The 25,435-nt window shown below is 63.4% G+C and carries 23 protein-coding genes; 15 read left to right on the top strand and 8 right to left on the bottom strand.

What is annotated here, in order from left to right:
• The first annotated feature begins 75 nt into the window (after positions 1-75).
• The 7 genes from mutM to E4M07_RS07115 all read left to right on the top strand — a co-directional run bounded on the left by mutM (position 76) and on the right by E4M07_RS07115 (position 7,860).
• Positions 76-966: a bifunctional DNA-formamidopyrimidine glycosylase/DNA-(apurinic or apyrimidinic site) lyase gene (mutM, locus tag E4M07_RS07145; RefSeq protein ID WP_136657633.1), complete on the top strand. Its 891-nt coding sequence runs from the start codon at positions 76-78 to the stop codon at positions 964-966.
• A gap of 38 nt (positions 967-1,004) precedes the next feature.
• Positions 1,005-1,778 carry an enoyl-CoA hydratase gene (locus tag E4M07_RS07140; RefSeq protein WP_136657632.1) on the top strand — a complete coding sequence of 258 codons (774 nt, stop codon included), beginning with the start codon at positions 1,005-1,007 and terminating at the stop codon, positions 1,776-1,778.
• Between the two features lie 148 nt (positions 1,779-1,926).
• Positions 1,927-2,193 carry a 30S ribosomal protein S20 gene (rpsT, locus tag E4M07_RS07135; protein ID WP_136657631.1) on the top strand — a complete coding sequence of 89 codons (267 nt, stop codon included), beginning with the start codon at positions 1,927-1,929 and terminating at the stop codon, positions 2,191-2,193.
• A gap of 866 nt (positions 2,194-3,059) precedes the next feature.
• Positions 3,060-4,499 carry a chromosomal replication initiator protein DnaA gene (dnaA, locus tag E4M07_RS07130; protein ID WP_136657630.1) on the top strand — a complete coding sequence of 480 codons (1,440 nt, stop codon included), beginning with the start codon at positions 3,060-3,062 and terminating at the stop codon, positions 4,497-4,499.
• Between the two features lie 294 nt (positions 4,500-4,793).
• Positions 4,794-5,912, top strand: coding sequence for a DNA polymerase III subunit beta (gene dnaN, locus E4M07_RS07125; protein ID WP_136657629.1), 1,119 nt, complete (start codon positions 4,794-4,796; stop codon positions 5,910-5,912).
• 10 nt (positions 5,913-5,922) lie between these two features.
• Positions 5,923-7,068 carry a DNA replication/repair protein RecF gene (gene recF / locus E4M07_RS07120; protein ID WP_136657628.1) on the top strand — a complete coding sequence of 382 codons (1,146 nt, stop codon included), beginning with the start codon at positions 5,923-5,925 and terminating at the stop codon, positions 7,066-7,068.
• A gap of 27 nt (positions 7,069-7,095) precedes the next feature.
• Positions 7,096-7,860: a molybdopterin-synthase adenylyltransferase MoeB gene (locus E4M07_RS07115; RefSeq protein WP_136657627.1), complete on the top strand. Its 765-nt coding sequence runs from the start codon at positions 7,096-7,098 to the stop codon at positions 7,858-7,860.
• Between the two features lie 22 nt (positions 7,861-7,882).
• Here the strand turns inward: E4M07_RS07115 and E4M07_RS07110 are convergent, their stop codons facing one another.
• Positions 7,883-8,884 carry a D-glycerate dehydrogenase gene (locus E4M07_RS07110; protein WP_136657626.1) on the bottom strand — a complete coding sequence of 334 codons (1,002 nt, stop codon included), beginning with the start codon at positions 8,882-8,884 and terminating at the stop codon, positions 7,883-7,885.
• Positions 8,885-9,136: 252 nt separating this feature from the next.
• On the opposite strand from E4M07_RS07110, the gene E4M07_RS07105 reads away from it, so the two are divergent.
• Positions 9,137-9,637: an SH3 domain-containing protein gene (locus E4M07_RS07105; RefSeq protein ID WP_246660421.1), complete on the top strand. Its 501-nt coding sequence runs from the start codon at positions 9,137-9,139 to the stop codon at positions 9,635-9,637.
• A gap of 34 nt (positions 9,638-9,671) precedes the next feature.
• Here the strand turns inward: E4M07_RS07105 and E4M07_RS07100 are convergent, their stop codons facing one another.
• From E4M07_RS07100 to E4M07_RS07080, 5 genes are read right to left on the bottom strand one after another with little or no spacing between them, the layout of a single operon-like run.
• The gene (locus E4M07_RS07100) at positions 9,672-11,009 is read right to left on the bottom strand and encodes an FAD-binding oxidoreductase (protein ID WP_169054120.1); all 1,338 of its coding nucleotides are present in this window, start codon (positions 11,007-11,009) and stop codon (positions 9,672-9,674) included.
• A 6-nt stretch (positions 11,010-11,015) separates the two neighbouring features.
• Positions 11,016-12,575 carry a trimethylamine methyltransferase family protein gene (locus tag E4M07_RS07095; protein WP_136657624.1) on the bottom strand — a complete coding sequence of 520 codons (1,560 nt, stop codon included), beginning with the start codon at positions 12,573-12,575 and terminating at the stop codon, positions 11,016-11,018.
• Entirely contained in the window at positions 12,572-14,065 is a 1,494-nt protein-coding gene (locus E4M07_RS07090; protein WP_136657623.1) for an aldehyde dehydrogenase, read from the bottom strand. The genes E4M07_RS07095 and E4M07_RS07090 overlap by 4 nt, the downstream gene beginning before the upstream one ends.
• Positions 14,062-14,970 carry a dihydrodipicolinate synthase family protein gene (locus E4M07_RS07085; RefSeq protein ID WP_136657622.1) on the bottom strand — a complete coding sequence of 303 codons (909 nt, stop codon included), beginning with the start codon at positions 14,968-14,970 and terminating at the stop codon, positions 14,062-14,064. Before E4M07_RS07085 ends, E4M07_RS07090 begins: the two co-directional genes overlap by 4 nt.
• A 7-nt stretch (positions 14,971-14,977) precedes the next feature.
• Entirely contained in the window at positions 14,978-15,679 is a 702-nt protein-coding gene (locus E4M07_RS07080; protein ID WP_136657621.1) for a GntR family transcriptional regulator, read from the bottom strand.
• 147 nt (positions 15,680-15,826) lie between these two features.
• On the opposite strand from E4M07_RS07080, the gene E4M07_RS07075 reads away from it, so the two are divergent.
• The 7 genes from E4M07_RS07075 (at position 15,827) to E4M07_RS07045 (ending at position 23,463) form a co-directional block, all read left to right on the top strand.
• Positions 15,827-16,561, top strand: coding sequence for an SDR family oxidoreductase (locus E4M07_RS07075; RefSeq protein WP_136657620.1), 735 nt, complete (start codon positions 15,827-15,829; stop codon positions 16,559-16,561).
• Positions 16,558-17,292 carry an SDR family oxidoreductase gene (locus E4M07_RS07070; protein ID WP_136657619.1) on the top strand — a complete coding sequence of 245 codons (735 nt, stop codon included), beginning with the start codon at positions 16,558-16,560 and terminating at the stop codon, positions 17,290-17,292. The genes E4M07_RS07075 and E4M07_RS07070 overlap by 4 nt, the downstream gene beginning before the upstream one ends.
• A 121-nt stretch (positions 17,293-17,413) precedes the next feature.
• The gene (locus E4M07_RS07065; RefSeq protein ID WP_136657618.1) at positions 17,414-18,148 is read left to right on the top strand and encodes a hypothetical protein; all 735 of its coding nucleotides are present in this window, start codon (positions 17,414-17,416) and stop codon (positions 18,146-18,148) included.
• Positions 18,149-18,263: 115 nt separating this feature from the next.
• Positions 18,264-18,761, top strand: coding sequence for a MarR family transcriptional regulator (locus tag E4M07_RS07060; protein WP_136657617.1), 498 nt, complete (start codon positions 18,264-18,266; stop codon positions 18,759-18,761).
• A gap of 66 nt (positions 18,762-18,827) precedes the next feature.
• Positions 18,828-19,835 carry a TAXI family TRAP transporter solute-binding subunit gene (locus tag E4M07_RS07055; RefSeq protein ID WP_136657616.1) on the top strand — a complete coding sequence of 336 codons (1,008 nt, stop codon included), beginning with the start codon at positions 18,828-18,830 and terminating at the stop codon, positions 19,833-19,835.
• A gap of 104 nt (positions 19,836-19,939) precedes the next feature.
• Positions 19,940-21,910 carry a TRAP transporter fused permease subunit gene (locus tag E4M07_RS07050; RefSeq protein WP_136657615.1) on the top strand — a complete coding sequence of 657 codons (1,971 nt, stop codon included), beginning with the start codon at positions 19,940-19,942 and terminating at the stop codon, positions 21,908-21,910.
• Positions 21,907-23,463, top strand: coding sequence for a sulfatase-like hydrolase/transferase (locus E4M07_RS07045; protein WP_136657614.1), 1,557 nt, complete (start codon positions 21,907-21,909; stop codon positions 23,461-23,463). The genes E4M07_RS07050 and E4M07_RS07045 overlap by 4 nt, the downstream gene beginning before the upstream one ends.
• A gap of 6 nt (positions 23,464-23,469) precedes the next feature.
• Here the strand turns inward: E4M07_RS07045 and E4M07_RS07040 are convergent, their stop codons facing one another.
• Together E4M07_RS07040 and E4M07_RS07035 are read right to left on the bottom strand one after the other, a co-directional pair.
• Positions 23,470-24,048 (bottom strand): TetR family transcriptional regulator, encoded by a 579-nt coding sequence (locus E4M07_RS07040; protein ID WP_136657613.1) that lies wholly within the window; start codon positions 24,046-24,048, stop codon positions 23,470-23,472.
• Between the two features lie 115 nt (positions 24,049-24,163).
• Positions 24,164-25,375 (bottom strand): cytochrome P450, encoded by a 1,212-nt coding sequence (locus E4M07_RS07035; RefSeq protein WP_136657612.1) that lies wholly within the window; start codon positions 25,373-25,375, stop codon positions 24,164-24,166.
• Between the last annotated feature and the right edge of the window lie 60 nt (positions 25,376-25,435).

The raw sequence follows: 25,435 nt of genomic DNA, 5'->3' as shown, positions 1-25,435 counted from the left end.
CACTTGTATTGCGGTGCGGCAAAGTCGCGCCGCTTATAGGTGAAGTCGAAGCAAAAGCCAACGTGGCGGACACCCATGCCGGAATTGCCCGAAGTCGAAACCGTACGCCGCGGCCTGCTGCCGGCAATGGAGGGTGCGCTGGTGCGCCGCCTGGAGCAGCGCCGGCCGGATCTGCGCTTTCCGTTGCCGGAAAGGTTCGCTTCGCGGATCGAGGGCCGCCGGATCACCTCGCTGCAGCGGCGCGCCAAATATCTGCTGATCGGCTTTGACGACGGGTCCGTGCTGATTTCGCATCTCGGCATGTCCGGTTCCTATTATGTTGATCGCGGCGACCCGAAAGAAAGGCCGGGGCGTTTTCACCACGACCGCAGCAAGGATGAGAGGCACGACCATGTGGTTTTCCATTTGGAGGGGCCGCTGGGCTCCGCCCGTGTCGTTTACAACGACCCGCGGCGTTTCGGATTCATGCTGCTCACTGGCGATGGCGAACTGGACGGACATCCGCTGATCCGCGACCTCGGTGTCGAGCCGACGGGCAACGCGCTCAACGCGGAATACCTTGCGGGTCGTTTTGCCGGCAAGAAGGCACCGCTGAAGGCGGCCCTTCTGGACCAGCGCATCATAGCGGGCCTCGGCAATATCTATGTCTGCGAGGCGCTGTGGCTGGCGGGCCTTTCACCGCGCCGCGCCGCCGGCTCCCTTGTGGCGCGGTCGGGCGCGCCGGTGGCACGGCTCGAGCACCTGACCCGCGCGGTGCGCACCGTCATCGCCGCGGCGATCGACGCCGGTGGATCGTCCCTGCGCGACCATCGCCAGGCGGACGGCACGCTGGGCTATTTCCAGCACACGTTTAATACTTATGATCGAGAGAAAGAAGCTTGCCGGCGCGACGGTTGCGATGGAATGATCCGCCGCGTCGTGCAAAGCGGCCGCTCGACATTCTATTGCCCCGCCTGCCAGCGCTGAGCGGCCGGCATCAGATCACCAAAGGAAGGAATTCGAACATGGCATATGAGTGCATCAAGGTTGAAACCCGCGGCGGCGTCGGCCTCGTTACCCTCGACAGGCCGAAGGCGCTGAACGCGCTCAACGCGACGCTGATGGCCGAGCTGCTCGACGCGGTGCAGGCATTCGACGCGGATGCCAAGATCGGCGCCATGGTTATAACCGGATCGGAAAAGGCGTTCGCCGCCGGTGCCGATATCAAGGAAATGCAGAGCCTCGATTTCGTCGGCGCCTTTATGAGCGATTTCATCGGCGGCTGGGACAAGGTCGGCACCGTGCGCAAGCCGATGATCGCGGCGGTCGCCGGCTATGCGCTCGGCGGCGGATGCGAGCTTGCCATGATGTGCGATTTCATCATCGCCGCCGACACGGCGAAATTCGGCCAGCCGGAAATCACCCTCGGCACGATCCCCGGCATGGGCGGCACCCAGCGCCTGACGCGGGCGGTCGGCAAGGCCAAGGCCATGGACCTTTGCCTGACCGGACGCATGATGGACGCGGACGAGGCCGAACGGTCCGGACTTGTGGCGCGCGTGGTGCCGGCAACCGAGCTGATCGAGACGGCGATCAAGGCCGCCGAGAAGATCGCCGGTTTCTCGCAGCCGTCCGTGATCATGGCCAAGGAAAGCGTCAACCGGTCCTACGAGCTGACCCTTGCCGAGGGTATCCGCTTCGAGCGGTGCCTCTTCCATTCACTGTTCGCGACGGAAGACCAGAAGGAAGGCATGACCGCGTTTGCGGAGAAACGCCAGGCGCAGTTCAAGAACCGTTGACGGCACCGGACTTTCCGGCTATATGCCCGGCACGGATTTGGTGGCCCCGGTGGCCGCCGTAATTTTTTCTGCTCCTGTCGTTTCAATTGCGGGTTGGCAAACCTGGCGGTAGGATATGGGGCACGAACGTAGGCAAAGAGAGAACCAGATGGCCAATACAGTTTCGGCGAAAAAGGCGACCCGCAAGATCGCCCGGCGAACGGAAGTCAACAAGGCGCGCCGCTCGCGCATGCGCGGTTTTGTGCGCAAGGTCGAGGAGGCGATCGCGTCCGGAGACAAGGATGCGGCGGCCGAGGCGTTCAAGCAGGCACAGCCGGAATTGATGCGCGCTGCAACCAAAGGCGTTATTCATCGCAATTCCGCCTCCCGCAAAGTCTCCCGCCTGGCGCGGCGCGTGAAGGCAATCAGCGCCTAATTGCAAATATTTAGCGAGTATGCCCTTAGCCTGGCCGTCGGCCGGGCTTTCGCGATTCAATCAACTTGCTGTAACATGATTGTAATAATAGACCGGTCGTCTAGTAAAGGAAAAACAATTATTTACCAGAAAAAATAACGGCTTACGAGAGGATTAAAATTCTTTGGTAGACCGTTGGAAAACCCGCCGAACGATTTCCGAGTCAATAATTTTTTTTTGTTTTTTTGCAATCCTGCAACACCTGGCGGCCTTTCATCAACAAGCTGTTGATTCCAAATGCGTTACGGGAAGGCGCACAGGATGCACATTTGAGCCGTACCGCTCCCGCGGGCCAATCGCGCCGATTTCTCTCAAAAACCCGCCTTGACCTTCGCCTCTTAACGTTGCCTTAATGGGCTTGCATGGAGGTCGCAAACAGGTTGTTTTGAATTGTGAGACTACTGAACTCTTTGGCAGTTTTGATGTTTTCATCTTCAATGCAGTGCTCGCATTCTGCGGCACGATTCATCAAAATTTCCCGGTTGTGGTTCGGGCTTCAGCCCGGCCTTGGGGACGTTTGTGCGCTTAGCTCTGGGGGCGGCGCATGGTGCCGGGAAATGAATACGCATGGTGATCCGTAGCGCCGTGCGTATTCGGTCGGTCTGTCTGACGGAAACGAAAGGGGAAGCACTTCCAGTTGGGTTTGGGGTTTGTACGTAGAACAGTAAGTTCGGCCGCTCGGCCGACGCAATAATAACGATACAGGAGAAGGCCAGATGCAGGGACTATCAGGAGCGCAGGTGCGTACAAATGTGCGGCAAACACGGGATGATGCACCACCTCCTTCCGGCAAGGCCGATCCACCGACGGAGATGGGGAAATCAGGCATGGCGAATGACGTACTCTTCGGACGGGTTCAGACCCGGCTGAAGGCACAGGTCGGTCCCGACGTATTTTCTAGCTGGTTTGGCAGGCTAAAACTCGAATCCATTTCAAAGAGCATTGTTCGACTTTCGGTTCCCACGACTTTTCTGCGGTCGTGGATCAACAACAGGTATCTGGATCTTCTGACCCAGCTCTTTGCCGAGGAAAACGGCGACATCAACAAGGTCGAAATCGTTGTCCGCTCGGCCACGCGCGGCAACCGGCTCATCCAGTCCTCGGAGATTTCAGACGTCCAGCAGTCGACCGCATCGGGCGCACAGTCGGCGCGGCCCGCTGCGGTTCCGCACCCGGGATCCAAGTCCAAGAAGGCGCAGATGCGGCCGGTCGAAACCGGCTCGGTTTCCGGCTCGCCGCTCGACGGGCGCTACTCCTTCGCCTCCTTCGTCGAGGGGGCCTCCAATCGAGTCGCCCTGGCCGCGGCCAAGACCATTGCGGAAGCCGGCAGCAGTGCCGTGCGTTTCAATCCGCTCTTCATCCATTCCAATGTCGGTCTCGGCAAGACCCATCTTCTCCAGGCGATTGCCCTGGCGGCCAATGAGAGCGAGCGCAAACCGCGCGTCGTGTACCTCACGGCGGAGTATTTCATGTGGCGCTTTGCCACCGCGATCCGCGACAACGATGCGTTGTCCTTCAAGGAATCGCTGCGCAATATCGACCTGCTCGTCATTGATGACATGCAGTTCCTGCAGGGCAAGTCGATACAGCACGAGTTCTGCCATCTTCTCAACATGCTGCTGGATTCGGCCCGTCAGGTGGTCGTTGCGGCGGACCGTGCACCCTGGGAGCTGGAGTCGCTCGATGCGCGGGTCCGCTCCCGGTTGCAGGGCGGCGTCGCCATCGAGATCGAGGCGCCCGACTACGAGATGCGTCTCGAGATCCTCAAGCGCCGCCTTGCCGCCGCCCAGCAGGAAGACTACTCGCTGGACATTCCGACCGAGATTCTCGCCCACGTGGCGCGCCACGTGACGTCGAGCGGCCGCGAGCTGGAAGGCGCCTTCAACCAGCTGCTGTTCCGCCGGTCCTTCGAGCCGTCGCTGTCCATCGACCGGGTCGACGAGCTGCTCGGCCATCTCGTCAATGCGGGCGAGCCGAAGCGGGTGCGCATCGAGGACATCCAGCGCATCGTCTCGCGCCACTATAATGTCTCGCGTCAGGAGATGATCTCCAACCGGCGCACGCGCACCATCGTCAAGCCGCGCCAGATCGCCATGTTCCTGTCGAAGACCATGACGCCGCGGTCCTTCCCGGAAATCGGACGCCGCTTCGGCGGCCGCGATCACACGACCGTGCTGCACGCGGTCCGCAAGATCGAGGGCCTCCTGGAGGAAGACACCAAGCTGTCCCACGAGATCGAGCTCCTGCGCCGCCTGATCAGCGAGTGATCGGCAAGCACTCTTCGACGCATTTATCCGGAACGGGCTCCGCATTGTCGGGGCCCGAAACGCATGGGGCTTTGATATTTACTTTATCCCCAGAAAGCCGGTCCCTCTTGATCGCCATCCGTGCCATAAACTTGCCTAAGGGGCGGTGAATCTGTCATTTTGCTTGTCCCAGTGAAAAAGTCCCGCTATGGCCGGGCAGATCTTACGACGGGTGTTCCGGAAAGCCAGGCGCCGATCGCGGACCGGCGCATCGGATGACGGCGATCAGAACAACAGGATTTGGTGTACAGACCCATGCGTGTGACAATCGAGCGTTCGAACCTCCTGAAATCTCTGAACCACGTTCATCGGGTGGTTGAACGACGCAATACGATCCCGATCCTGTCCAACGTCCTTTTGAAGGCCGACGGCGCGACGCTCGACCTGAAGGCGACCGACCTTGATCTGGAGGTCACCGAAGCGACGGCGGCGAATGTCGAGCAGGCTGGCTCCACGACGGTCCCGGCGCATCTGCTTTACGATATTGTCCGCAAGCTGCCGGACGGCGCCGAGGTGCTGCTCGCGGTCGACCCGGAGGGCGGCAGCATGACCGTGGCTTCGGGCCGCTCGAAATTCTCGCTGCAATGCCTGCCGGAATCCGATTTCCCGGACCTGACGGCCGGCGACTTCAGCCACACTTTCCGGCTGCAGTCGACCGAACTGAAAATGCTGATCGACCGGACCCAGTTCGCCATTTCCACGGAAGAGACCCGCTATTATCTCAACGGCATCTTCATGCATACGATCGAGGAAGAGGGCGCCCTGAAACTGCGTGCCGTCGCCACCGACGGCCACCGTCTGGCGCGCGCCGACATCGAAGCGCCGTCCGGCTCTGAAGGCATGCCCGGCATCATCGTTCCGCGCAAAACAGTCGGCGAATTGCAGAAGCTGGTCGACGACCCCGATATCGCCGTCACGGTGGAAGTGTCCGAAGCCAAGATCCGCTTCACCATCGGCGGCGTGCTTTTGACTTCCAAGCTGATCGACGGAACCTTTCCGGACTACCAGCGGGTCATTCCCGCCGGCAACGACAAGGAGCTCAAGGTCGACTGCGTGCCCTTTGCCGCGGCCGTCGACCGGGTCTCGACGATTTCCTCGGAACGCGGACGTGCCGTGAAGCTGGCGCTCTCCGACGGGCTGCTGACACTGACCGTCAACAATCCCGATTCCGGCAGCGCCACGGAAGAGCTGGCGGTCGGCTACGAGAACGAGCCGCTCGAGATCGGCTTCAACGCCAAATACCTGCTCGATATCACCGGCCAGTTCAGCGGCACCGAAGCGATCTTCCTGTTCGCCGATCCAGGCTCGCCCACCCTGGTGCGTGACGTCGCCGAGGACAGCGCCCTTTACGTGCTGATGCCGATGCGCGTGTGAGGCAGGCGATATTGTGAACGCTGCCTATCTGACCCGTCTCAAACTGACGGATTTTCGGAACTACCGGCAGCTCGCACTCGATCTCGACAACCGCCACGTGGTCCTGACCGGCGAGAACGGTGCCGGCAAGACCAACCTCATGGAAGCCGTCTCGCTGCTGTCGCCGGGCCGCGGCCTGCGCCGCGCCGCCTACGCCGAAATCAGCCGGAAAGAATCGGAAACCGGATTTGCCGTCTTCGCGGTGCTCGAGGGCATGCAGGGGCCGGTCGAGATCGGCACCAGCGCCGGCGGTGACGCCGAGGCCGCGGGCGGCTCGGGCCGGCGGCTGCGGATCAACGCCACCAATGCGCGCAGCAACGACGAATTGCTTGAGCACCTTCGCATCGTCTGGCTGACCCCGGCAATGGACGGCCTGTTCACCGGTTCGGCTTCCGACCGGCGGCGTTTTCTCGACCGGCAGGTACTGGCCATCGATCCCGGCCACGGGCGGCGCGTGCTCGATTACGAGCGCGCCATGCGCAGCCGCAACAGGCTGCTTTCGGAAGGGCGCCTGGATCCCGCATGGCTGGAGGGCATCGAAACGCAGATGGCGGAACTCGGCGTCGCGATCGCGCTCGCGCGCCGCGAACTCATCGCCATGCTGACCAAGCTCATCGATGAGCGCCAGGACGAAGGGCCGTTCCCGCAGGCTGTCCTCCTGCTGGAGGATTTCCTCTCCGATATTGCCGGCGGCAATGCCGCGGAACTGGAAGAGGATTTCGCTATGCAGCTTGGCGCTTCCCGCGACCGCGACGCCGCCGCCGGCCGGACCCTGACCGGGCCGCACCGCTCGGATCTGAAAGTGCGCCATCGCGGCAAGGACATGGATGCGGCCCGCTGCTCCACCGGTGAGCAGAAGGCGCTGCTGGTGGGTCTGGTGCTCGCCCATGCCCGCCTGACGGGTGAGATTTGCGGGTGCGCTCCGCTCCTGCTGCTCGATGAAATCGCCGCCCATCTTGACGCCGGCCGTCGACAGGCGCTTTTTGATCTGGTGGACGCGCTCGGCGGGCAGGCCTTAATGACCGGAACCGATGCCGGCATGTTCTCCGCTCTCGGCGAGCGCGCCCGGTATCTGACGGTAAGTTCCGGCACCGTCGCCGACGCCGGTGCCGACTGAGGCGTTCAAAATGCCAGTGAGTGACCCATGACCGAAAATGCGCTGACATCGTCCGAACTGGAGCGTTACGCCCGCCACATCGTCCTGTCTGAAATCGGCGGCCCGGGGCAGCAGAAACTGAAGAGGGCACGGGTGCTGGTGATCGGCGCCGGCGGCCTCGGCTCGCCGCTGCTGCAGTACCTGGCCGCCGCCGGCGTCGGGGTGCTGGGCGTCGTCGATGACGATACGGTGTCGTTGTCCAACCTGCAGCGCCAGGTCCTGCACGACACGGCTGCGGTCGGTGTCCCCAAGACGGAAAGTGCCGGCGAGACCCTGCGGCGGATCAATCCGCATGTCGCCGTGGAGGCGCACGCCATGCGCATCGACGCGGCCAATGCGCCGGAGTTGATCGGCCGCTACGATATTGTCGCCGACGGCTCCGACAATTTTGCCACGCGCTATCTCGTCGCCGACCAGTGCGCCGCGCTGGAGCGTCCGCTGGTCACCGCCGCTGTCGGCCGTTTCGACGGATCGGTCACGGTGCTGGTCCCGTTCCGCAACGATGCCGACGGCCGCCCGAACCCGACCTATCGGGACCTTTTTCCCGCGCAGCCGCCCGACGGGTTGCTGCCGAGCTGCGCCGAGGCCGGCATCGTCGGCGCGCTGACCGGTGTTGTCGGCACGCTCCAGGCCATGGAAGTCATCAAGCTTATTACCGGCATCGGCGAGCCGCTGGTCGGCCGGCTGCTCTTATACGACGCCCTTGCCGCGCGCTTCGATACGATCAGCTACCGCTCGGCGGGCGGCCGATAGCAATGCTTGCAGATTGTCCCGATTAAAGTTGCCCGGGCAGGACGCGGTCCGGCGGCCGGTGTCCGTCGAACAGGGTTCGAATGTTGATGATCACCTTGTCGCCCATGTCGATCCGCCCCTCGATGGTGGCCGAACCCATATGCGGCAGGATCACCACTCGCCCGCTCTGCGCCAGCTTGACGAGCTTCGGATTGACGGCCGGCTCGTGTTCGAAGACGTCGAGACCGGCTCCGGCGATCTTGTCCTCCTGGAGGTTCTTGATCAGGGCGGCCTCGTCGATGATGCCGCCGCGCGCCGTGTTGACGATGTAGGCCTCGGGGCGCAGCAGGTCGAGCCTGCGTGCCGAAAGCAGGTGGAAGGTCGCTGGCGTCGACGGGCAATTGACCGAGACGATATCGACGCGCGCCAGCATCTGGTCGAGGCTTTCCCAGAAGGTCGCCTCCAGGTCTTCCTCGGTGACCGGATCGACCCGGTTGCGGTTGTGATAATGGATGGAAAGGCCGAAGGCCTTTGCCCGGCGGGCGACGGCGGTGCCGATGCGCCCCATGCCGACAATGCCCAGCCGCTTGCCCCAGATCCGGTGGCCGAGCATCCAGGTCGGCGACCAGCCGTTCCACACACCGTCGCCCATCAGCACGTTGGCGCCCTGGGCAAGGCGCCGGGGCACTGCCAGGATCAGCGCCATGGTCATATCGGCGGTGTCCTCGTTCAGCACATTCGGCGTGTTGGTGACGGTGATGCCTTTTCGGGCGGCCGCGTCGATGTCGATATTGTCGACGCCGTTGCCGAAATTGGCGATCAGCTTGAGGTTGTCCCCGGCCTGTTCGATCATCGCGGCATCGATGCGATCGGTGACCGTCGGCACCAGGACGTCGAAGGTTTTCATGGCCTCCACCAGCTCGTGCTGGGAACGGGCCGTATCCTCGATATTCAACTCCGTATCAAACAGCTCGCACATCCGGGTTTCCACAGATTCGGGCAGTTTGCGGGTGATGAACACCGTCGGTCGCTTTTTATTCGGCATTTCCTCGATCGGCCCCTTGTTGAGAGCTCTTTAACCATGGTGTGATAGTCCCGGTTAAGTCCGGCCACACGGGTCGTTTTTATCAGACGAAAGCGGGAAGACAAAGCAATCTCGCTCGGTGCCGGAATGAAAATTATCGATTGCGCCAACCGGCGTCAAAGTGGCAATGACAGCCGGCGGAGAACATCGATGGAGGTTGCAATGAATGCCGCTACCGTCTCGCGTAACCTGAGTGCCGTTCTTGCGGCGGCAATGCTGTTGGTGACGGCGCCGGCATACAGTCCTCCGGCCCAGGCACAGAGTGCGGCCAAGGGGGCCAGCGGCCTGCCTTTGCCCCGGTTCGTCAGTCTCAAGGCGCGGCGCGTCAATCTTCGCATCGGCCCGAGCCGCGACTATGCCGTCGAATGGCTCTACACCCGTTCCGGCATTCCCATGGAAATCATCCAGGAATACGACCACTGGCGGCGGGTGCGCGATCCGGACGGAACCGAAGGCTGGATCCACAAATCGCTGCTCACCGGCGAGCGGACCGCCATCGTCGCGCCGTGGAAGCGCGGCGAGGCGCGCGTCTATGTGCTGCTGCGGGCAAAGCCGCAAAAGGGTGCCGATCTGGTTGCCAAGCTGGAGCCCGGTGTCGTTGTCAGTATCGACGAATGCAACGGCAAATGGTGCCGCGGCGAGGTTAGGGGCACGAAAGGCTGGGTCGCGCAGGACGAAATCTGGGGCGCCTATCCGGGTGAGGCCTTCAAGTAGCATCCGGACTTTTCCGAACGGCGGACGTGCTTGGTCAGAGCTCCTTGCCGGCCCGCATCTCGCCCCACCGCATAGTGGCATTGGCGCCGATCGACGCGAACGGCTCCGGCGGCAGGCGCCTCGGTGCCGGAAGCGCCTGCATGGCCGCAAGTGACTCCGATGCGTGCCCGCAAATCTGTTCGGCGATCAGCTTGCCCGACAGCGTGCCGGCGGCGGTGCCAAGGCCGTTCTGGCAGCAGGCGCTGAAAAGGCCGGGTTCAAGCTCGCCGAAGGCTGGCGCCGTATTCAGGCTGAGGCACAGCAGCCCGCCCCACCGGTATTCCATGTCGGCACCGGTGAGCACCGGAAACCGCGCCGCGAACGAGCGGTCATGGACATGCGCTACCGAGCGCAGCCTTTGCGGCTCGACACTGCGTCCCGGCGCCCAGGTGAAACGGTTGCGCACGACGATGCGCGCGCCGCCGGTGCCGGAGATACGGCGGACGGTGGTTCCCAGCGGATCGGCCGGCGTGAAGCCCCATCGCTCCTGACCGCCCAGCGCCGCCGTTTCCTGCGCCGTCAGCCGGCGGGTCATGGACGCATAAAGGTAAATGTGCATCAGCCGGCGCTTGAAGAATCCGAAACTCTCCGCGTGGCCGTTGACGCACAGGACGACCGAACCGGTCGAGATCGCGCCGGCGGGTGTCGCCGCGCGCCACGTATTGCTTTGCCGGCTCAATGACGTGACCGGCGTGTTCTCGAACAGCGCGACGCCGGCGTCAGCTAGACCTTCGGCAATCCCGCGAACATAGAGCGCCGGCTGCAGCATGGCCGTGCCGGGCGTATAGAGACCGCCGCGATAGTAGTCACAGCCGCTGATGTCCCGCATGGCCTTCTCGTCCAGCAATTCGTGCGCTTCGCCCATCCGTTCGAGATGCGCCGCATAGTCGCGATTGTGGGCGGTGCCGCGTTCCGTTGCCGCAGCGTTGATCTTGCCGCTCGGACTGAAGGCCTCTTCCGGCATGCCGTATTCCCCGGCCGCCTCGGCCGCGAAGGCGATCGCTTCCCGGTTCAATGCCGTTTGCGAGCGGTCCCGCACCGCATCGCCGGCATAATCCTTAGACGCCAAATTATGCGGCAAATCGATCATGAAGCCCGAATTGCGGCCTGCCGGTCCCTCGGCGATGCGGCGCGCATCGACGAGCGCGATCGCCGCATCCGGCTCAAGCTGCTTCAGGCGTCTGGCCGCCGACAATCCGGCGAACCCGCCGCCGATAACCAGGAAATCCGCCTTGATATCCCGGTCCAGGGCGGGATGCGCCGTGGCGGCTGGCAGGATCTCGTTCCATGCCGCCGGTCCCGGGTCGAAGGGCTGTTTCGTCACCGTGATCATGGCCGGTCAGTATTCGTCGTTCAGCGCATCGACGGCCGGAATCTCACGCTCGCGCCGGGCGATGTAATCGCGCAGCGCCTCGTCGATGCCGGCGTCGAGCCGGGGCTCCTCGTAATTGTTTAGAAGGTTGCGGGTGTACTGGAGCGCCCGCTCCGTGATCTCATGGCTGCCCTCGGCCATCCACTGCTCAATCGAGTTGTTGTCGAACAGTTCGGGCATGAAAAAGGCGTCCTGGAACTTTGCCTGGGTGTGGGGGTGGCCGAGATAGTGCCCGCCGGGACCGATGTCGCGCACCGCTGCGAGGGCCTCGTCGAAATCGTCCCACTTGATCCCCTCGGTCATGCGGTATCCCATGGCGCATTGCTCGGCGTCGACGACGAACTTGGCCATGGAGCAGTGCATGCCCGCCTCGTTCCAGCCGGCCGAATGCCAGACATAGTTGGCGCCCGCCATCAGCGCCGCCATCATGGTCGAGGCGCTCTCGTAGCCGGCCTGGGCGTCGAAGGTCTTGGCGCCGCCGAGCGTGTTCGACGTACGCCAGGGAATGCGGTAATGCCGGGCCATCTGCCCGATCATGAAGTTCATCAGGCTGATTTCCGGCGTGCCGGCCATCGGCGCGCCGGATTTCATCGAGACGGTCGAGAGGTAATGGCCGTAGATCGCCGGGCAGCCCTTGCGCACGACCTGCGTATAGGCGAGCGCCGACAGCGCCTCGGCATTGAGCTGTGCCACCGCCGCGGCCGTCGATGCCGGCGTGTTGGCGCCGCCGAGCACGAAAGGCGAGCACAGCACCGGCTGGTTCCTGCGGCAGAAGGCGCGCATGGCGCCGAGCATCACCTCGTCCCACACCAGCGGCGAGTTGCCGTTGCAGTTGCCGGTGACCACCGGATGGTCTTCCATGAAGTCGGCGCCGAACAGGATGGCGCACATCTCCATCACGTCCTCTGCGTTCCTCGGGCTCGTCGTCATGCCCATGAACGTCTTGTCCGAGTGCTTCATTGACGAATAGGTGATGCGCAGATGCCGGTGTGCGACCACGTGGTCCATGGGTTCGACGATGTGATGCGCCGAGGAATGCAGCGCCGGCAGCATGTGCGCCAGCTTGTGGAAATTCGCCAGGTCCTCAAGCGTCGGCCCGCGGCGCTTGTCGTCGAGATCGCGCAGATAGGGCGCGCCGGTCATCGGCACGAAGATCGAATGATCCCCGCCGAAGGGCAGATTGTTAGCCGGATTACGGGCGTGATAGGTGAAGCTCTCCGGAATTGTCGCGATCAATGTGCGCACCAGGCCGCGGTCGAGATGCACCCGGTCGCCGTCGCGGATATCGGCGCCGGCGGCGCGCCAGTCGGCGATCGCCTGCGGATCGCGAAAGACGACGCCGACATCCTCCAAAATGGCCATCGAGGCATCGTCGATGCGGGCGATCTGTTCTGCGTCCATCGGTTCGACCAGCGGCAGCCTGCGCTCGAGCGCCGGCAGCATCTTCGTATCGATGGCGGTGCGGATTTCGCGCCGCGCGCCGCGGCCGCCCCGGCGTGACCGGGGTGCTTCATTGACTGCGTTCATCCGACATCATCCTGTGCGGCGGGATCGGAAAGATCGATCCAGATGGTCTTGATTTCCGTGTACTGGTCATAGGCGTGGAGGCCGTTGTCGCGCCCGCCGAAGCCCGATTGCTTGTAGCCGCCGAAGGGCGTCGTGATGTCGCCCTCGCCATAGCAGTTGACGGTCACGGTTCCCGCGCGCACGGCCCGCGCGGCGGAGAGTGCCTTGCGGCCGTTAGCCGTAAAAATACTGGCTGCCAGCCCGTATTCGGTGTCGTTGGCGATCTCCAGTGCCTCGTCCGCCGTTGCGACGGTGATGACGGACAGGATCGGCCCGAAGACCTCTTCGCGCGCCAGCCGGTGGTGGCGGTCTGTCTCCACCAGCGTCGGTTCGAGATAGGCGCCGGAAAGGCTGCCGCCGGCCAGCGCTTCAATGCCGTCCAGGTACGAGGCGACCTTCTGGCAGTGCTCGCCGTCGATCAGGGCGCCGAGATGGTTTTGCGGATCGAGCGGATCGCCCGTCTTCCAGTCGCGCAGCCGTGCCTGGATACGCTCCAACAGCGCATCCTTGACGCCGGCGTGGACGATCAGCCGCGAATTCGCGGAGCAGTTCTCGCCCATGTTCCAGAAGGCGGCATTGACCACGTGGCCGGCCACGAGATCGAGGTTCTCGGCATCGTCCAGCACGATGGCCGGGTTCTTGCCGCCGCATTCGAGCACCACTTTCTTCAGGTTCGAATCCGCCGCGTAGCGCAGGAACCGCCGCCCCGTTTCAGTGGAGCCGGTGAAGCTCACCATGTCGACGCCCATGTGCCGCCCGAGCGGCTCGCCGACACCCGGCCCGTCGCCGGGAAGCACCTGTAGAACGCCGCGCGGAAGGCCGGCCTCCATGGCAAGTTCCGCAACCCTGAGCGCCGTCAGCGAGGTCTGCTCCGCCGGCTTGACGATGACCGAGTTGCCGGCCGCCAGCGCCGGGCCGATCTTCCAGGCGAGCATCAGCAAGGGGAAGTTCCACGGCAGGACGGCAGCGACCACGCCGACCGGTTCGCGCACGATCATCGCCACCGCGTCCTCGCCGGAAGGTGCCGTCTGGTCGTAGATCTTGTCGGCGGCTTCCGCATGCCACTTGATCGTGTGGATGGTCTCCGGAATGTCGATCGTCACGCAGTCGCGGATCGGCTTTCCGGAATCGAGGCTCTCCATCACCGCCAGTTCCCGTGCATTGCGGGTGATCAGCTTGCACAGGCGAATGAGGATATCCTTGCGCTCGGCCGGATGCAGCTTCGACCAGCGGCCTTCCTCGAAGGCCTCGCGCGCCCTGGTTACGGCGAGGTCGACATCCTCGCCGCTGCAGGCCCCGATGGTGCAGATCGTCTCGCCCGTCGCCGGGTTCAAGGTGGCGAATTCGCCGCCGCCTCCCGAATGGAAGCGCCCGTCGATGAAAGGCGAGCGCGGAAAGTCGAGGCCGGCCGCGATCGCGGCGTATTCGTCCCGGGTCAGCAACTCGCTCATCTGCTTTCCTCCTCGATTTGTGCAATGGCGCGGTCCATGGTGCGGATCACCTCCGCCAGCGCCCGCTTGTCGTCCTTGTTGAGCGGCTGCAGCGGCCGGCGCGGCGGCCCGCAGTCGATGCCGCGCAGCGTCACGCCGTGCTTGATGCACTGGACGAACTTGCCACCCTGTTCGAGCACCCGCATCAGCGGCAGCATCGCCGACATGATGCGTCGGCCCCTGGTGAAATCGCCATCGACGGCGCAGGCGCGGTAAAGCGCGAGATGCGCTTCCGGCGCGAAGTTGGAGCCGGCGCAGACCCAGGACCTCGCGCCCCAGGCGAAGAATTCCAGCGCCTGGTCGTCCATGCCGCAGGACAGCTGGATATTGGGATAGTCGCGGGCCAGCATGTGCAGCCGGTTCGGATCGCCCGACGATTCCTTGATGGCGCAGAAATTCGGGCTGCGGCCGAGCCGGTCGAGGGTCTCCTCGTCCATATTGACGCTCATGCGTCCGGGATAATTGTAGAGCATGACCGGAAGGTTCGCCTCGCGGTCGATGGCAAGCGCGTGCAGCGCGATCTCGCGGCCGGTCGGATAGGCATAGGGCGGCGTCGCGACGAGTAGCGCATTTGCGCCGGCCTTCTTCGCTTCGCGCGCGAACAGGACGGAATCCTCGGTGCGGATGGCGCCGGTGCCGACGATCAGTGGCTGCCGGCCGCCGATGATCTCGGCGGCAAGTCCCATCAGCCGGATGCGTTCCTCGCTTGTCTGCGCGTAATATTCGCCGGTCGTGCCGGCAACGATCAGACCGTGGACACCGGCCGCGATCAGGTGCTCGATAACGGCGGCGAAGGCTGTCTCATCGATCGCGTGATCGCTGTCATAGGGTGTGACGACGGGCGTATAGATACCTTCGAACTTCATGACGGCCTCATCGCGCCCTGGCCACGTCGAGCGGAATGTCGAGGCCGGCCGGTGTGACATAGAGCTCGATCTGGTTGCGGGACAGTTCCCAGTGCTCGACGGCGAGCCGGCCCGCCGCTTCCGCGTCGCCTGCCTCGATGAAGGCGATGAACTGATCGTGCTGCTCGGCGGCAACTGTCAGGTTCTCGGCCATCCGCGCGGAACGCGGCTGGTAGAAGGTCATGCCGATGCGGGCGTGGTCGATCAGCAGCCGGGTAAGGCTCGGCTGCAGGTAGATGTTGTCGGCCATCTCGCCGATGATCGCGTGGAACCGCTCATTGTTCAGCGCCCGGCCTGCGACATCGCCGCTGGCGATTGCGGCGCGGAACTGCCGCTGCGTTTCCTTCAGCTTCTGGATCTGCAGGTCGGTCGCGTTCTGTGCCGCCAGTTGCGAGACCGCCGAGTAGATCATCGGCGCGGCGACGAAGAAATCGCGCAGCGTCTTGTGGTTCATCGCCGAGACCTTGGCGCCACGGTTTTCCACCAGCGCAACGTAGCCTTCGCCGGCGAGCTGACGCAGCACCTCGCGGAACGGCGGCCGCGAAATCTCGTAGGCCTGGCTGAGCGCGGCCTCGTCGATATCGCTGCCGGGCTCCATCGCCATGGTCAGGATCCTGCGTTTCAGATCCGCATAACAGCGCGCCTTTCGTGCCCTCGCTTCGTCCTTCATTCGGCTTTCCCTGGTTTCTTGGTTTCTGCACCAATTGTGCCGGTGAGGCGGTATTATAAAAAAATTCATATTGAATTCAATAATAATTTATGGTGCAATCCAAGCTGTGACTGGCGGCCTCGAGCCGCGACCGCAGAGGGTGACGGAATGACCGGTTTAGAAGGGAAATGCGCGCTTGTGACCGGCGCTGCCGGCGGCATCGGAAGGGCGGTGGTGCGGCAGTTGCGCGAAGCCGGCGCCAGCGTGGCCGCGGCGGATCGGGACCTCGCCGGACTGGACGCGGATGCCTGCCTGCCGGGCGATCTCACCGATCCCGCCTATGCCGACTATCTGCCGGCGGCGGCGGCCGGGGAGCTCGGCGGTCTCGATATCGTCGTCAACAATGCAGGCATCATTCGCCGCGGACCGGTGACAGGCTGCAGCGATGCCGATTTCACGCTTTCCATGGCCGTCAATGTCGAGGCGCCGTTCAGAATCTGCCGGTCGGCAATCCCTTTGATGGCGGGAGCCGGCGGCGGCGCGATCGTCAATGTCGCATCCTGCTGGGGTGTTCGTCCCGGGCCGGACCATGCCGTCTACTGCATGACCAAGGCAGCGCTCGCCTCGCTGACGCAGTGCATGGGCCGCGACCATGCCCGTGAAGGCGTGCGGGTCAATGCCGTCTGCCCCAACGAGGTGGACACGGCAATGCTGCGATCCGGCTTCGCGCGGCGCGGCTTCGATCCCGAAACCGCTGTAGCCGAGCTCGGTGAAACGGTTCCGCTCGGGCGGTTGGCGCAGCCTCACGACATTGCCGATGTCGTCCTTTTCCTCGCTTCCGACCGGGCACGCTATATGTGCGGCGCGCTGGTCGAAGTCAATGGCGGGAAGCCGGTCTCATGAAAAGGTTCGAGAACAGGGTCGCGCTTGTTACCGGCGGCGCCGGCGGCATCGGCCGGGCGGTGGCGGAGCGGCTGGCCGGGGAGGGCGCCCGGGTCTTCACCGCGCAGCGTACCGCGGACGAGGCCTTCGAACATGTCGTGGCGGATCTCGCGGATCCCGAAAGCCCGCAACGCATTGTTTCAGAAATCGTTGCAAGAGCGGGACGGCTCGATGCCCTGATCAACAATGCCGGCATGATGCGGCAGTCGCGGATCGAGGACCTTGCCCTCGATGACTGGAACCGCACCTTGGAGGTCAATCTCACTGCGCCCTTCCTGATGATCAAAGCCGCCCTGCCACACCTTCGCGCCGTCCGTGGTGCCATCGTCAATATCGGATCCATCGAGGGCCTCGGCTCCAACCCGATGCAGGCCGCCTACGGCGCCTCGAAGGCTGGGCTTCACGGCCTCACCCGCGCCGTCGCCGTCGATCACGGCGCCGACGGCATCCGCTGCAACGCGGTGGCGCCCGGCTGGATCGATACGGAACTCAACCGCGAATTCGTCGACAACATGGACGATCCGGCTGCCTTCCGCCGCGACATCGGCAAGATCCACCCGGTCGGGCGCACCGGCAGGCCCGAGGAGGTCGCCGCGCTGGTGGCGTTTCTTGCCGCCGAGGAAAACGGCTTCGTCACCGGGCAAGTCTACACGGTCGACGGCGGCCGGATGGCGCGTCTCAGTCTGCCCTGACCGGTTCATGGCCTCCGGTTGCCATTCCACGAATATGGACAACCTTGCCGCTGGACCGTAGCCTGAAGATGTGAAGCGGGAAGGCATCCTCGGCAAATCCGGCCGGAAGCACTGCGAAACCATGCTCACTGTTGTTCTCATAGCGATCTCTACAATCTGCACCGCGGCGGCGGGTATTGCCGGAATCGTGTTCGGCGGCCAGCGATATGCAAAGGCCTTCGCCGTCGTCGTTATCTGCATTTCGGCCGGCATAACGGTTATTCTCGCCGTTCAGAACGAGCGAACCACCCGGGCAGCGCTGCGGGCGCAGGAAAACATCGTCCGTTCCATTGAGTTGGGAGAAAGCGTCAAGGAAGCCGTCGCGCAAAAGGTTCACCGGATTGCCCGCCGGAACGGTTTTCTGATCGCGAGTGAATTCAGCTTCCCGGACCACACCATCATGGTCTTTCGCGACCGCGGCTTTACGACAACCGTGGGCTATTTTTCCGTTGGCGAGGACCTGGTCGCCCGGTTGTCGCTGATGGAAGACGGCCGTGCGGACCGCGAAATCGAACGGCTGCTGATTGCGAAATATGACGGGCGGTCGCTGGAAGAAAGCATCACCGAGATTCAGGAAGAGATTGATGGCCTGTTGCGGCTTGTGCTCTCCCAGGCCGACATTTCAAACGCCAGAATCGGCTTTGAATACGGACCCGACCAGGACTTCATCCGTGTCACGGTGGAGCCGTCGCAATCGACGGCGGATGCGGAAAAGAAGGCAGTCTTCGACAAGGCCCTGCTTACGCGGCTGATACGCGAAAGCGGGCCGGCGCGCGGAAAGATCATCCACGACACGCTGACCCAGGCCATGAACTGAAACTGCGGATACGCGCATCGGCTCGCGGAATGGCTTGTGTAAATATATGTGTTGTCATATTATGACTTAACATGTAAATTAGTTTGCAGATTTGAGAAGAGGTGGCATCCGGTCCATGACGAAGACATTGCTCGAGCTCGAAAAAATCCCTGCAAGCGCCAGCCTCATCGCCGTCGCGACCCATCGGCTGTCCAGATTGCTTCGCGCCCAGTTGGGCAAGGTACTGGCGCAATGCGGCGGCATGAGCATTGCGGAGTGGCGCATCCTGGCCGGGCTCGACCAGCAGGACGGGATCACCCAGAAGCACCTCATAGAATTCACCAAGATCGAACAGGGACAGCTCAGCCGGGCGCTGGCGGCCATGGAGGAGCGCAAGCTGATCAGCTCGACACGCAGCGACGAGGACCGGCGCGCCAGGATATTTTCAATGACCGACAAGGGCCGGATTTTCTTCGAACAGATCCTGCCCAGCGTGACCGCGCACAACCGGGCGCTGGATGCGGCCTTTTCCCGGGAGGAGAAGGCGTTGTTCCTGGAGATGGTCGCGCGGCTCGCCGAAACGTCGCAACAGTCGCTGGAGGAGCACGCCTACGCACTGCGCGAAACGTCATAAAGGCGGCCGGTCGGGAGCCGGCGCCGGAAACGAGGGACACATACCCACAACGACAGGGAGAAAGAAATGCTCAAGAAACTGACCGCGGTCGCAGCGTCCGCTGCCATATCCGTCATGGCGTCGTCCGCCATGGCGCAGATTTACAAGGGAGAGACTTCGGCGCCCGGCGGCGCGACGCACGCGGCGATGGTGGCGATCGCCAAAATCGCCAATGACGAGGCCGATATCGACATCCAGATCAATGACGGCCAGACGCTGACCAGCGCGGCGATCAAGAACGCCCAGGGCAGGATTGACTTCTCCATCGTCCCGCCGGCGGTCTACGTCTTCATGACCAAGGGCCAGGCGATGTACAAGAAGATGGGCCAGGACGCCATCGACGCATCGAAGAACCTGCGCTCGATCTTCGCCTTCACCGGCGGTGCGTTCCACCCGATGACCTACGCCGATTCCGGCATCATGTCGCTGGCCGATCTCGAGGGCAAGAAGGTCTTCACCGGCCCGCCTTCGGGGGCGGCGTCCAAGAATGTCGAAGAGGTCATCAAGATCGAGACCGGGCTTGAGGCCGGCAAGGACTACGAAGCCATTCACCTGAACTGGGGCGCCGGTACGCAGGCCATGATGGACGGCAAGCTCGATGCCATGTTCAACGCCACCACCGTCGGCAGCGCCAATGTCGAGCAGATCGGGCTGACCAACAAGATCCGTTTCCTCGGTATCGATCCGAAGCGGCTCGAATCGCCCGAATACCAGGAATATCTCAAGGTCCCGGGCCGGGCCTTCGGTGAAATTCCGGCCAATACCTATTCCGGCCAGGTCAACGACGGCGCGGTGACTGTGCCGATGTATGTCATGGTTGCCGCGACGCGCGCCGACCTCTCGGATGATCTTGTCTACAATATCACCAAGGCATTCTGGGAAAATCTCGATGCCGTTCACGACAGCTCCGCGCTGCTCAAGGCGATCAACAAGGAATCGGCCTTTAACGCCTTGAACATTCCCCTGCACAAGGGCGCCTACCGCTACTACGTCGAGGCCGGATTCGACGTTCCGGACGCGGTCAAGCCTGAGTGACGGCCGCCCGGCGGGCATGAAGGATACGGGCGCGGCCCGCCGCGTCCGTGCCACCGCCGACACCAGGCGCAACAGGGTAATCACAGGATTCGGGGAGGCGGCCGATGCAGGACGGTCCATCCACATCTGATGCGCTGCCGCGCTGGACAGTGGCGGCCGCCGGCCTGTGCGCCGCCTCCATGGCCGTCTTCGGGATTGCCAACGCTTTGCCCACCTGGGGTTTCCTGCCCCGGATCGGGCCGTTCCCGAGCGAACTCGTGCGCCCGATCATGTTCGGTCTGGCCATTGCGACGGTGATCCTGCTCAACCCGTTTGCGCGAAGTTTCTCCCGCTACGGCCGCAAGGGCATCGCAGCCGGCGCGACAATCGATGCCCTCCTTTTGATCGCGGCCGCCGTCCCGCTGGTGCTCTACTACACCGAAATCAAGGCGCTGAACGAGGGACTGTTCTTCTTTGACCCGTTTCACGCGGTCGCAGCCCTCGTTGCCGCATTCGTCATCATCGTTCTGTGCTGGCGCGAATGGGGCGCGCCGCTGTCGGTCTTCGGCCTCGTTTGCCTGTTCTATTTCTATACCGGGCAGTACTGGCCGGGCATTTTCGAGACGGCGCCGGTGGAACTGGTCGAATCGACGGCCAGCGATCTCTGGTTCAACCTCAATGACGGGATACTCGGCACCATCGCCGGCATCGTCATCTTTACGGTTCTGCCCTTCATTCTCCTGGGGAGCATGCTGGAGGGCAGCGGTGCCGGCCTGTCGCTGATCAAGCTCTCCTACAACGCCATGCGGCGGTTCCGCGGCGGTCCGGCGCATGCGGCAATCGTGGCGTCGGCCCTCTTCGGCACCATGTCCGGCGGCGCCGTCGCCAATGTCGTCGGAACCGGCGTATTGACCATACCGATGATCAGGAAACGCGGCTTCAGCCCGGCCTTTTCCGGCGGCGTCGAGGCGACGGCCTCGTCAGGCGGCCAGATCATGCCCCCGATCATGGGCGCGGCAGCGCTGGTGATGGCCGATTTCACCGGCATATCCTACCTTACGGTCATCGTTGCCGCGCTTGTTCCGGCGCTCGCCTACTACGCCAGCCTTTTTGCGACCGTCATCTTCGAAGCCCGCCGCCTCGGGGTCGAATCGGTGGAGGCCGACGGCATCGAGGCGGACATGGTCCTGGTGCCGCAGGACTACAGGAACATGATCCTGATTTTCGCGCCGGTGGTCACGGTGATCGCGGCGCTATTGAGCGGGCTTTCGCCGGCCGGCTCGGGCATCACGGCCCTGTTCCTGCTCGTTGCGTTGAGCTTCCTCAATCCACAGGTCCGCAGAAAGCCCTGGCGGCTGGTCGATTCGCTCATCAAGGGCGGGATCAACTTCGCCCGCGTCATCGTTGCCGTCGGCGTCATCGGCATCATCACCGCGGTCCTCGGCGCAACCGACCTCCCGGGGGACTTTGCACAGGTCATCGCCAAGGCGGCGGACCACTGGTTGCTCCTGACGCTGATCCTGGCGATGCTGTCGGCGCTGCTTCTGGGCATGGGCATGCCGACCCTGCCGGCCTACCTCACCATCATCCTGATCCTCGGCCCGTCCCTACAGCGCCTCGGCCTGGAAACGCTGGCGGCGCACATGTTCGTTTTCTACTACGGCGTGGCATCCAACATTACGCCGCCCGTTGCTCTGGCCGCGTTCGCGGCTGCGGCGATTGCCCAGGCATCGCCGCTCCAGACGGCGGTCAAGGCGATGCGCATCGGGGCGGTGATGTTCGTGATCCCCTTCGTCTTTGCCTATTACCCGGTTCTGCTCATTGTCGATGAAGCGGGTGCCGAGTTCTCGGCCGGTGCGTTCCTGTCCATTGTCTTGCGCATGGGCGTCATGATCTATCTGATGGCGAGTGCTGCCAGCGGCTTCGACAACAAGAGGATCGGCAAGGCCGAAACGGTCCTGCGCATTGCGCTGGCCATCGGTGTGCTCCATACCGATCCGCTCATTCACTGGCCGCTGACGGCTGCATCCGTGGCATTCGTGGCCTGGAGCCGCCGGAGACCGGACGAGGCACTTGCGCAAAGGAAACACGTGTGACGAAACGACCCAGTTTCATCTTCTTCATGACCGACCAGCACCGGGCGGACTGGCTGGGATGCTACGGACATCCCGTCGTCAGGACGCCGCATATCGACTCGCTTGCGGCCGGCGGGACGCGGTTCGAAAACTTCCATGTCGCTTCCCAGGTGTGCATGCCGAACCGCGGATCCTTCATGACCGGGCGATATCCGAGCCAGCACGGATTGCGGTACAACGGCTGCGTCCTGCCGGAACGCGCCAACACCTTCGTCGACGTGCTCGCTGCCGGCGGATATCACACGGCGGCCATTGGAAAGAGCCACCTGCAGCCGTTCATGGAGCCGCGGCCGGGCGTTCACGAACCGGACCCAGGTCCGTCGGACGAGGCGTGGAAGCGCGACGAGAGCGATTATCTTCAGGAACAGCCCGGCCGCTATCTGTCCGACGGCCGCTACGAATTCAGGACGCCCTATTACGGCTACCGGCATGTCGACATGGTGACGCTTCACGGCGACCGCTGTGGCGGGCACTACCAGCAATGGTTCCGCAGCCGTGCGAGCGACTGGCGTTCGCTGCAGGATGACCGCAATCAACTGCCGCACAATTATTCCTGCCCGCAGGCCTACCGCACACCCGTTCCCGAGGAGCTCTACCCGACCGCCTATATCCGCGACAGGGCGGTTGACTATCTTGAAAGCCGCAAGGGGAGCGACGCGCCGTTCTTCCTGTTTGTGTCGTTCCCCGATCCGCACCATCCGTTCAACCCGCCGGGGCGGTATTGGGACATGTACACGCCGGACGCCTTCGAGGTGGCGCTGCCCTACGAGGCGCATGTCAATCCGCCGCCGCCGATGCGGTACCTGCACGAGCGGTGGCAGAGCCGCGGCAGGCAGGCGACGCCGCAGGAAGCGATGATGCTGGATACGGACCATCTGCGCGAGGCCATGGCGCTGACCGCCGGGATGGTCTCGATGGTCGACGATGCCGTGGGTGCGGTGATGGACGGATTGCGGGCCAGCGGGCACTTTGACAACACCGTCGTGTGCTTCAACGCCGACCACGGCGACTATCTGGGCGACTTCAACATGCTGTTCAAGGGCGCCATGCCCTTCCGCGCGGTCACCCGCGTGCCGTTCATCTGGTCGGACCCGGCACGAAACACCGTCGCACGGTCCGACGCGCTGGGCTCGACGGTCGATCTGTCCGCCACGATCCTCGAGCGGGCCGGCCTTTCCCCCTACTTCGGCATGCAGGGCCGCAGTCTCCTGCCGTGCCTCGACGGTGAAGGTCGGCGCCGGGAGTTGCTGATGGAATACAATGACGCCGGCATTCGTCTCGGCTTCGAGGCGCCCGCCCGGGTGCGGACCCTCCTGACGGACCGCCATCGCTTCACGCTCTACCGCGACCAGGCGTGGGGCGAACTTTACGATCTGCAGGAGGACCCGAATGAAACAAACAACCGCTGGGACGATCCGGCCTATGCGGCCGTCAAGGCCGAGCTGTCATTGCGCCTCAACCACCATCTGACCGGCCTGATGGACGAAAGCCCCCGCGGTCAGCACCCCGCGTGACGGGGATTACAGCGCATCGTCCACATAGCCCTGCAGGACCTTGGCGAAGCGCTCGGTGATCGCCTCTTCATGTTCCGGCGACAGCGAATCGATGCCGACGACGCGGCGCAGCGTGTCGAAACCGGTCATGTGTGCAACGATCAGCGCGGCGCGCTGCTCCGCGTCCTTCCCGCCAAGCCAGCGGGCAAGCGGCAGCACCACCTGCCGGTGGATCGCCCGGCTCACCAGATCGCGGACATCCACGCTTCCGGCCGAGCGCACGAAGGCCAGCAGGGTCGGGCTGAGCTCCTCGCCCTCATGGGCGATCTTGGCGAAATGGGCGGCGGCGCGTTTGCCGAAGGTCGAACGCTCGCCGTCCAGAAGCACGTCGATGTTGAGCTCGGGAACGACCGCCTCCTCGAACAGGTTTTCCTTGGAGCCGAAATACCGGTTGACGAGGGCCGCGTTGACGCCCGCCGCCGCGGTGATCTCGCGCAGGCCGGCCGCGTCGAACCCCTTTTCCTTGAAGGCACGCCTGGCCGCGTCGAGGATGGCCTTGCGGGTCGTTGCCGCATTGCGTTTTTGTTCGTTGATCGCGGTCATCATGACTTCGGTCCAAAAGTGGTCGGCGCTTTATCCGGTAAACAGCATAACACAGCCTTGTACACAATCGGCCATGCTGCAACCGTAAGTCAAACGCTGGGTTTCACAGTTTTTTCATTCAGCGAATCCGGACGGGCAGGGCGTCGAGACAACGCATGTTGAAATTGGGCGTGTGCACCGGTTTGCCGCCGACGTGTTCGATGGCACCTGTTCGCTCGAGCAGCATTTCGAAGGCGATTTTCGCCTCGAAGCGTGCCAATTGGATTCCGGCGCACAGATGCGGGCCGGTGCCGAAGCTGAGCTGGTGCAAATGTTGGCGCGATACATCGGTCTCATCGGGCCGGTCGAAGACGGCCGGATCCCGGTTGGCTGCGGCCAGAACGGGAATGATCATGTCGCCCGCCGGAATTCGCGCGTCGCCGAGCGTGGTGTCTTGCGTGGCGATGCGGCCGATGAACTGGACGGGCCCTTCCAGGCGCAGGAATTCCTCGACGGCGTTCGGGATCAGCACCGGGTCGGCGCGCAGGGCGGCCATCTGATCGGGCGCCTGCAACAGCAGGCCGAGACCGTTGGCAAGCAGGCAGGTCGTCGTCTCGTTTCCCGCATTCAGCAACAACACGCAATTTGCGACAACCTCGTCATCGTCGAGCGCCTTCTCGCGGTCGGCGGCGACAACGAGCGAACTGATGAGGTCCGATCCGGGCGACCGCCGGGCTGCCGCCATCTTGTCCTTGAGATAGTCAGTGAACTCGGCGATCCGTGCGCTGCAATAATCCAGTTGCTCGTCGGTAACGTGGGTATAGAAGTTCAGTGCCACGGTCGAGAAGGCGTCGCACCAGATCTTGATCTGCTCCCGCTCCTCCGCCGGTATCCCGACGATTTCGGAAATCACCAGGATGGGAAGCGGCGCGGCGAACTCCGAGACGAATTCCATCTCTCCGCGTTCCAGGCCGGGTTCGAGAAGCGATTCGCAAAGCGCTCGAATGTTGTGTTCATAGGTCTCCACGGTCGTGCGCGTGAAGGCGTCGTGCACCAGGTCGCGCAGGACTTTGTGCCTCGGATCGTCGGTCTGCAGCATAATGTGCGAAAGCAGGTCAAAGACCGGCGCGTATTTGTCCTTGTAGCGGCGCCGGGCCTTTGTCACCCGGTCGGAGGAAAAGCGCCGGTCCTTCAGGACAGCACTCACATCCGCGTAACGCGTCAGGATCCAGCCATTGACCGACTTGTCGAAATAGACCGGGTCCGATTCGCGCAGCCGCGCATAGACCGGAAACGGATTTTCGAGCATGTCGGGCCCGAAGAGCCTGTTGTCGCCATTGCTTGAAGCCATGGATTCCTCCCGGATGGGCGCACGGTGGGATTACCGCACCGTAGCACGATTCCTGCCGGG

The sequence above is a fragment of the Nitratireductor sp. XY-223 genome (genome assembly GCF_004959855.1).
Taxonomy (GTDB): Bacteria; Pseudomonadota; Alphaproteobacteria; order Rhizobiales; family Rhizobiaceae; genus Hoeflea_A.
This window is presented reverse-complemented; position numbering and strand designations above follow the sequence as displayed.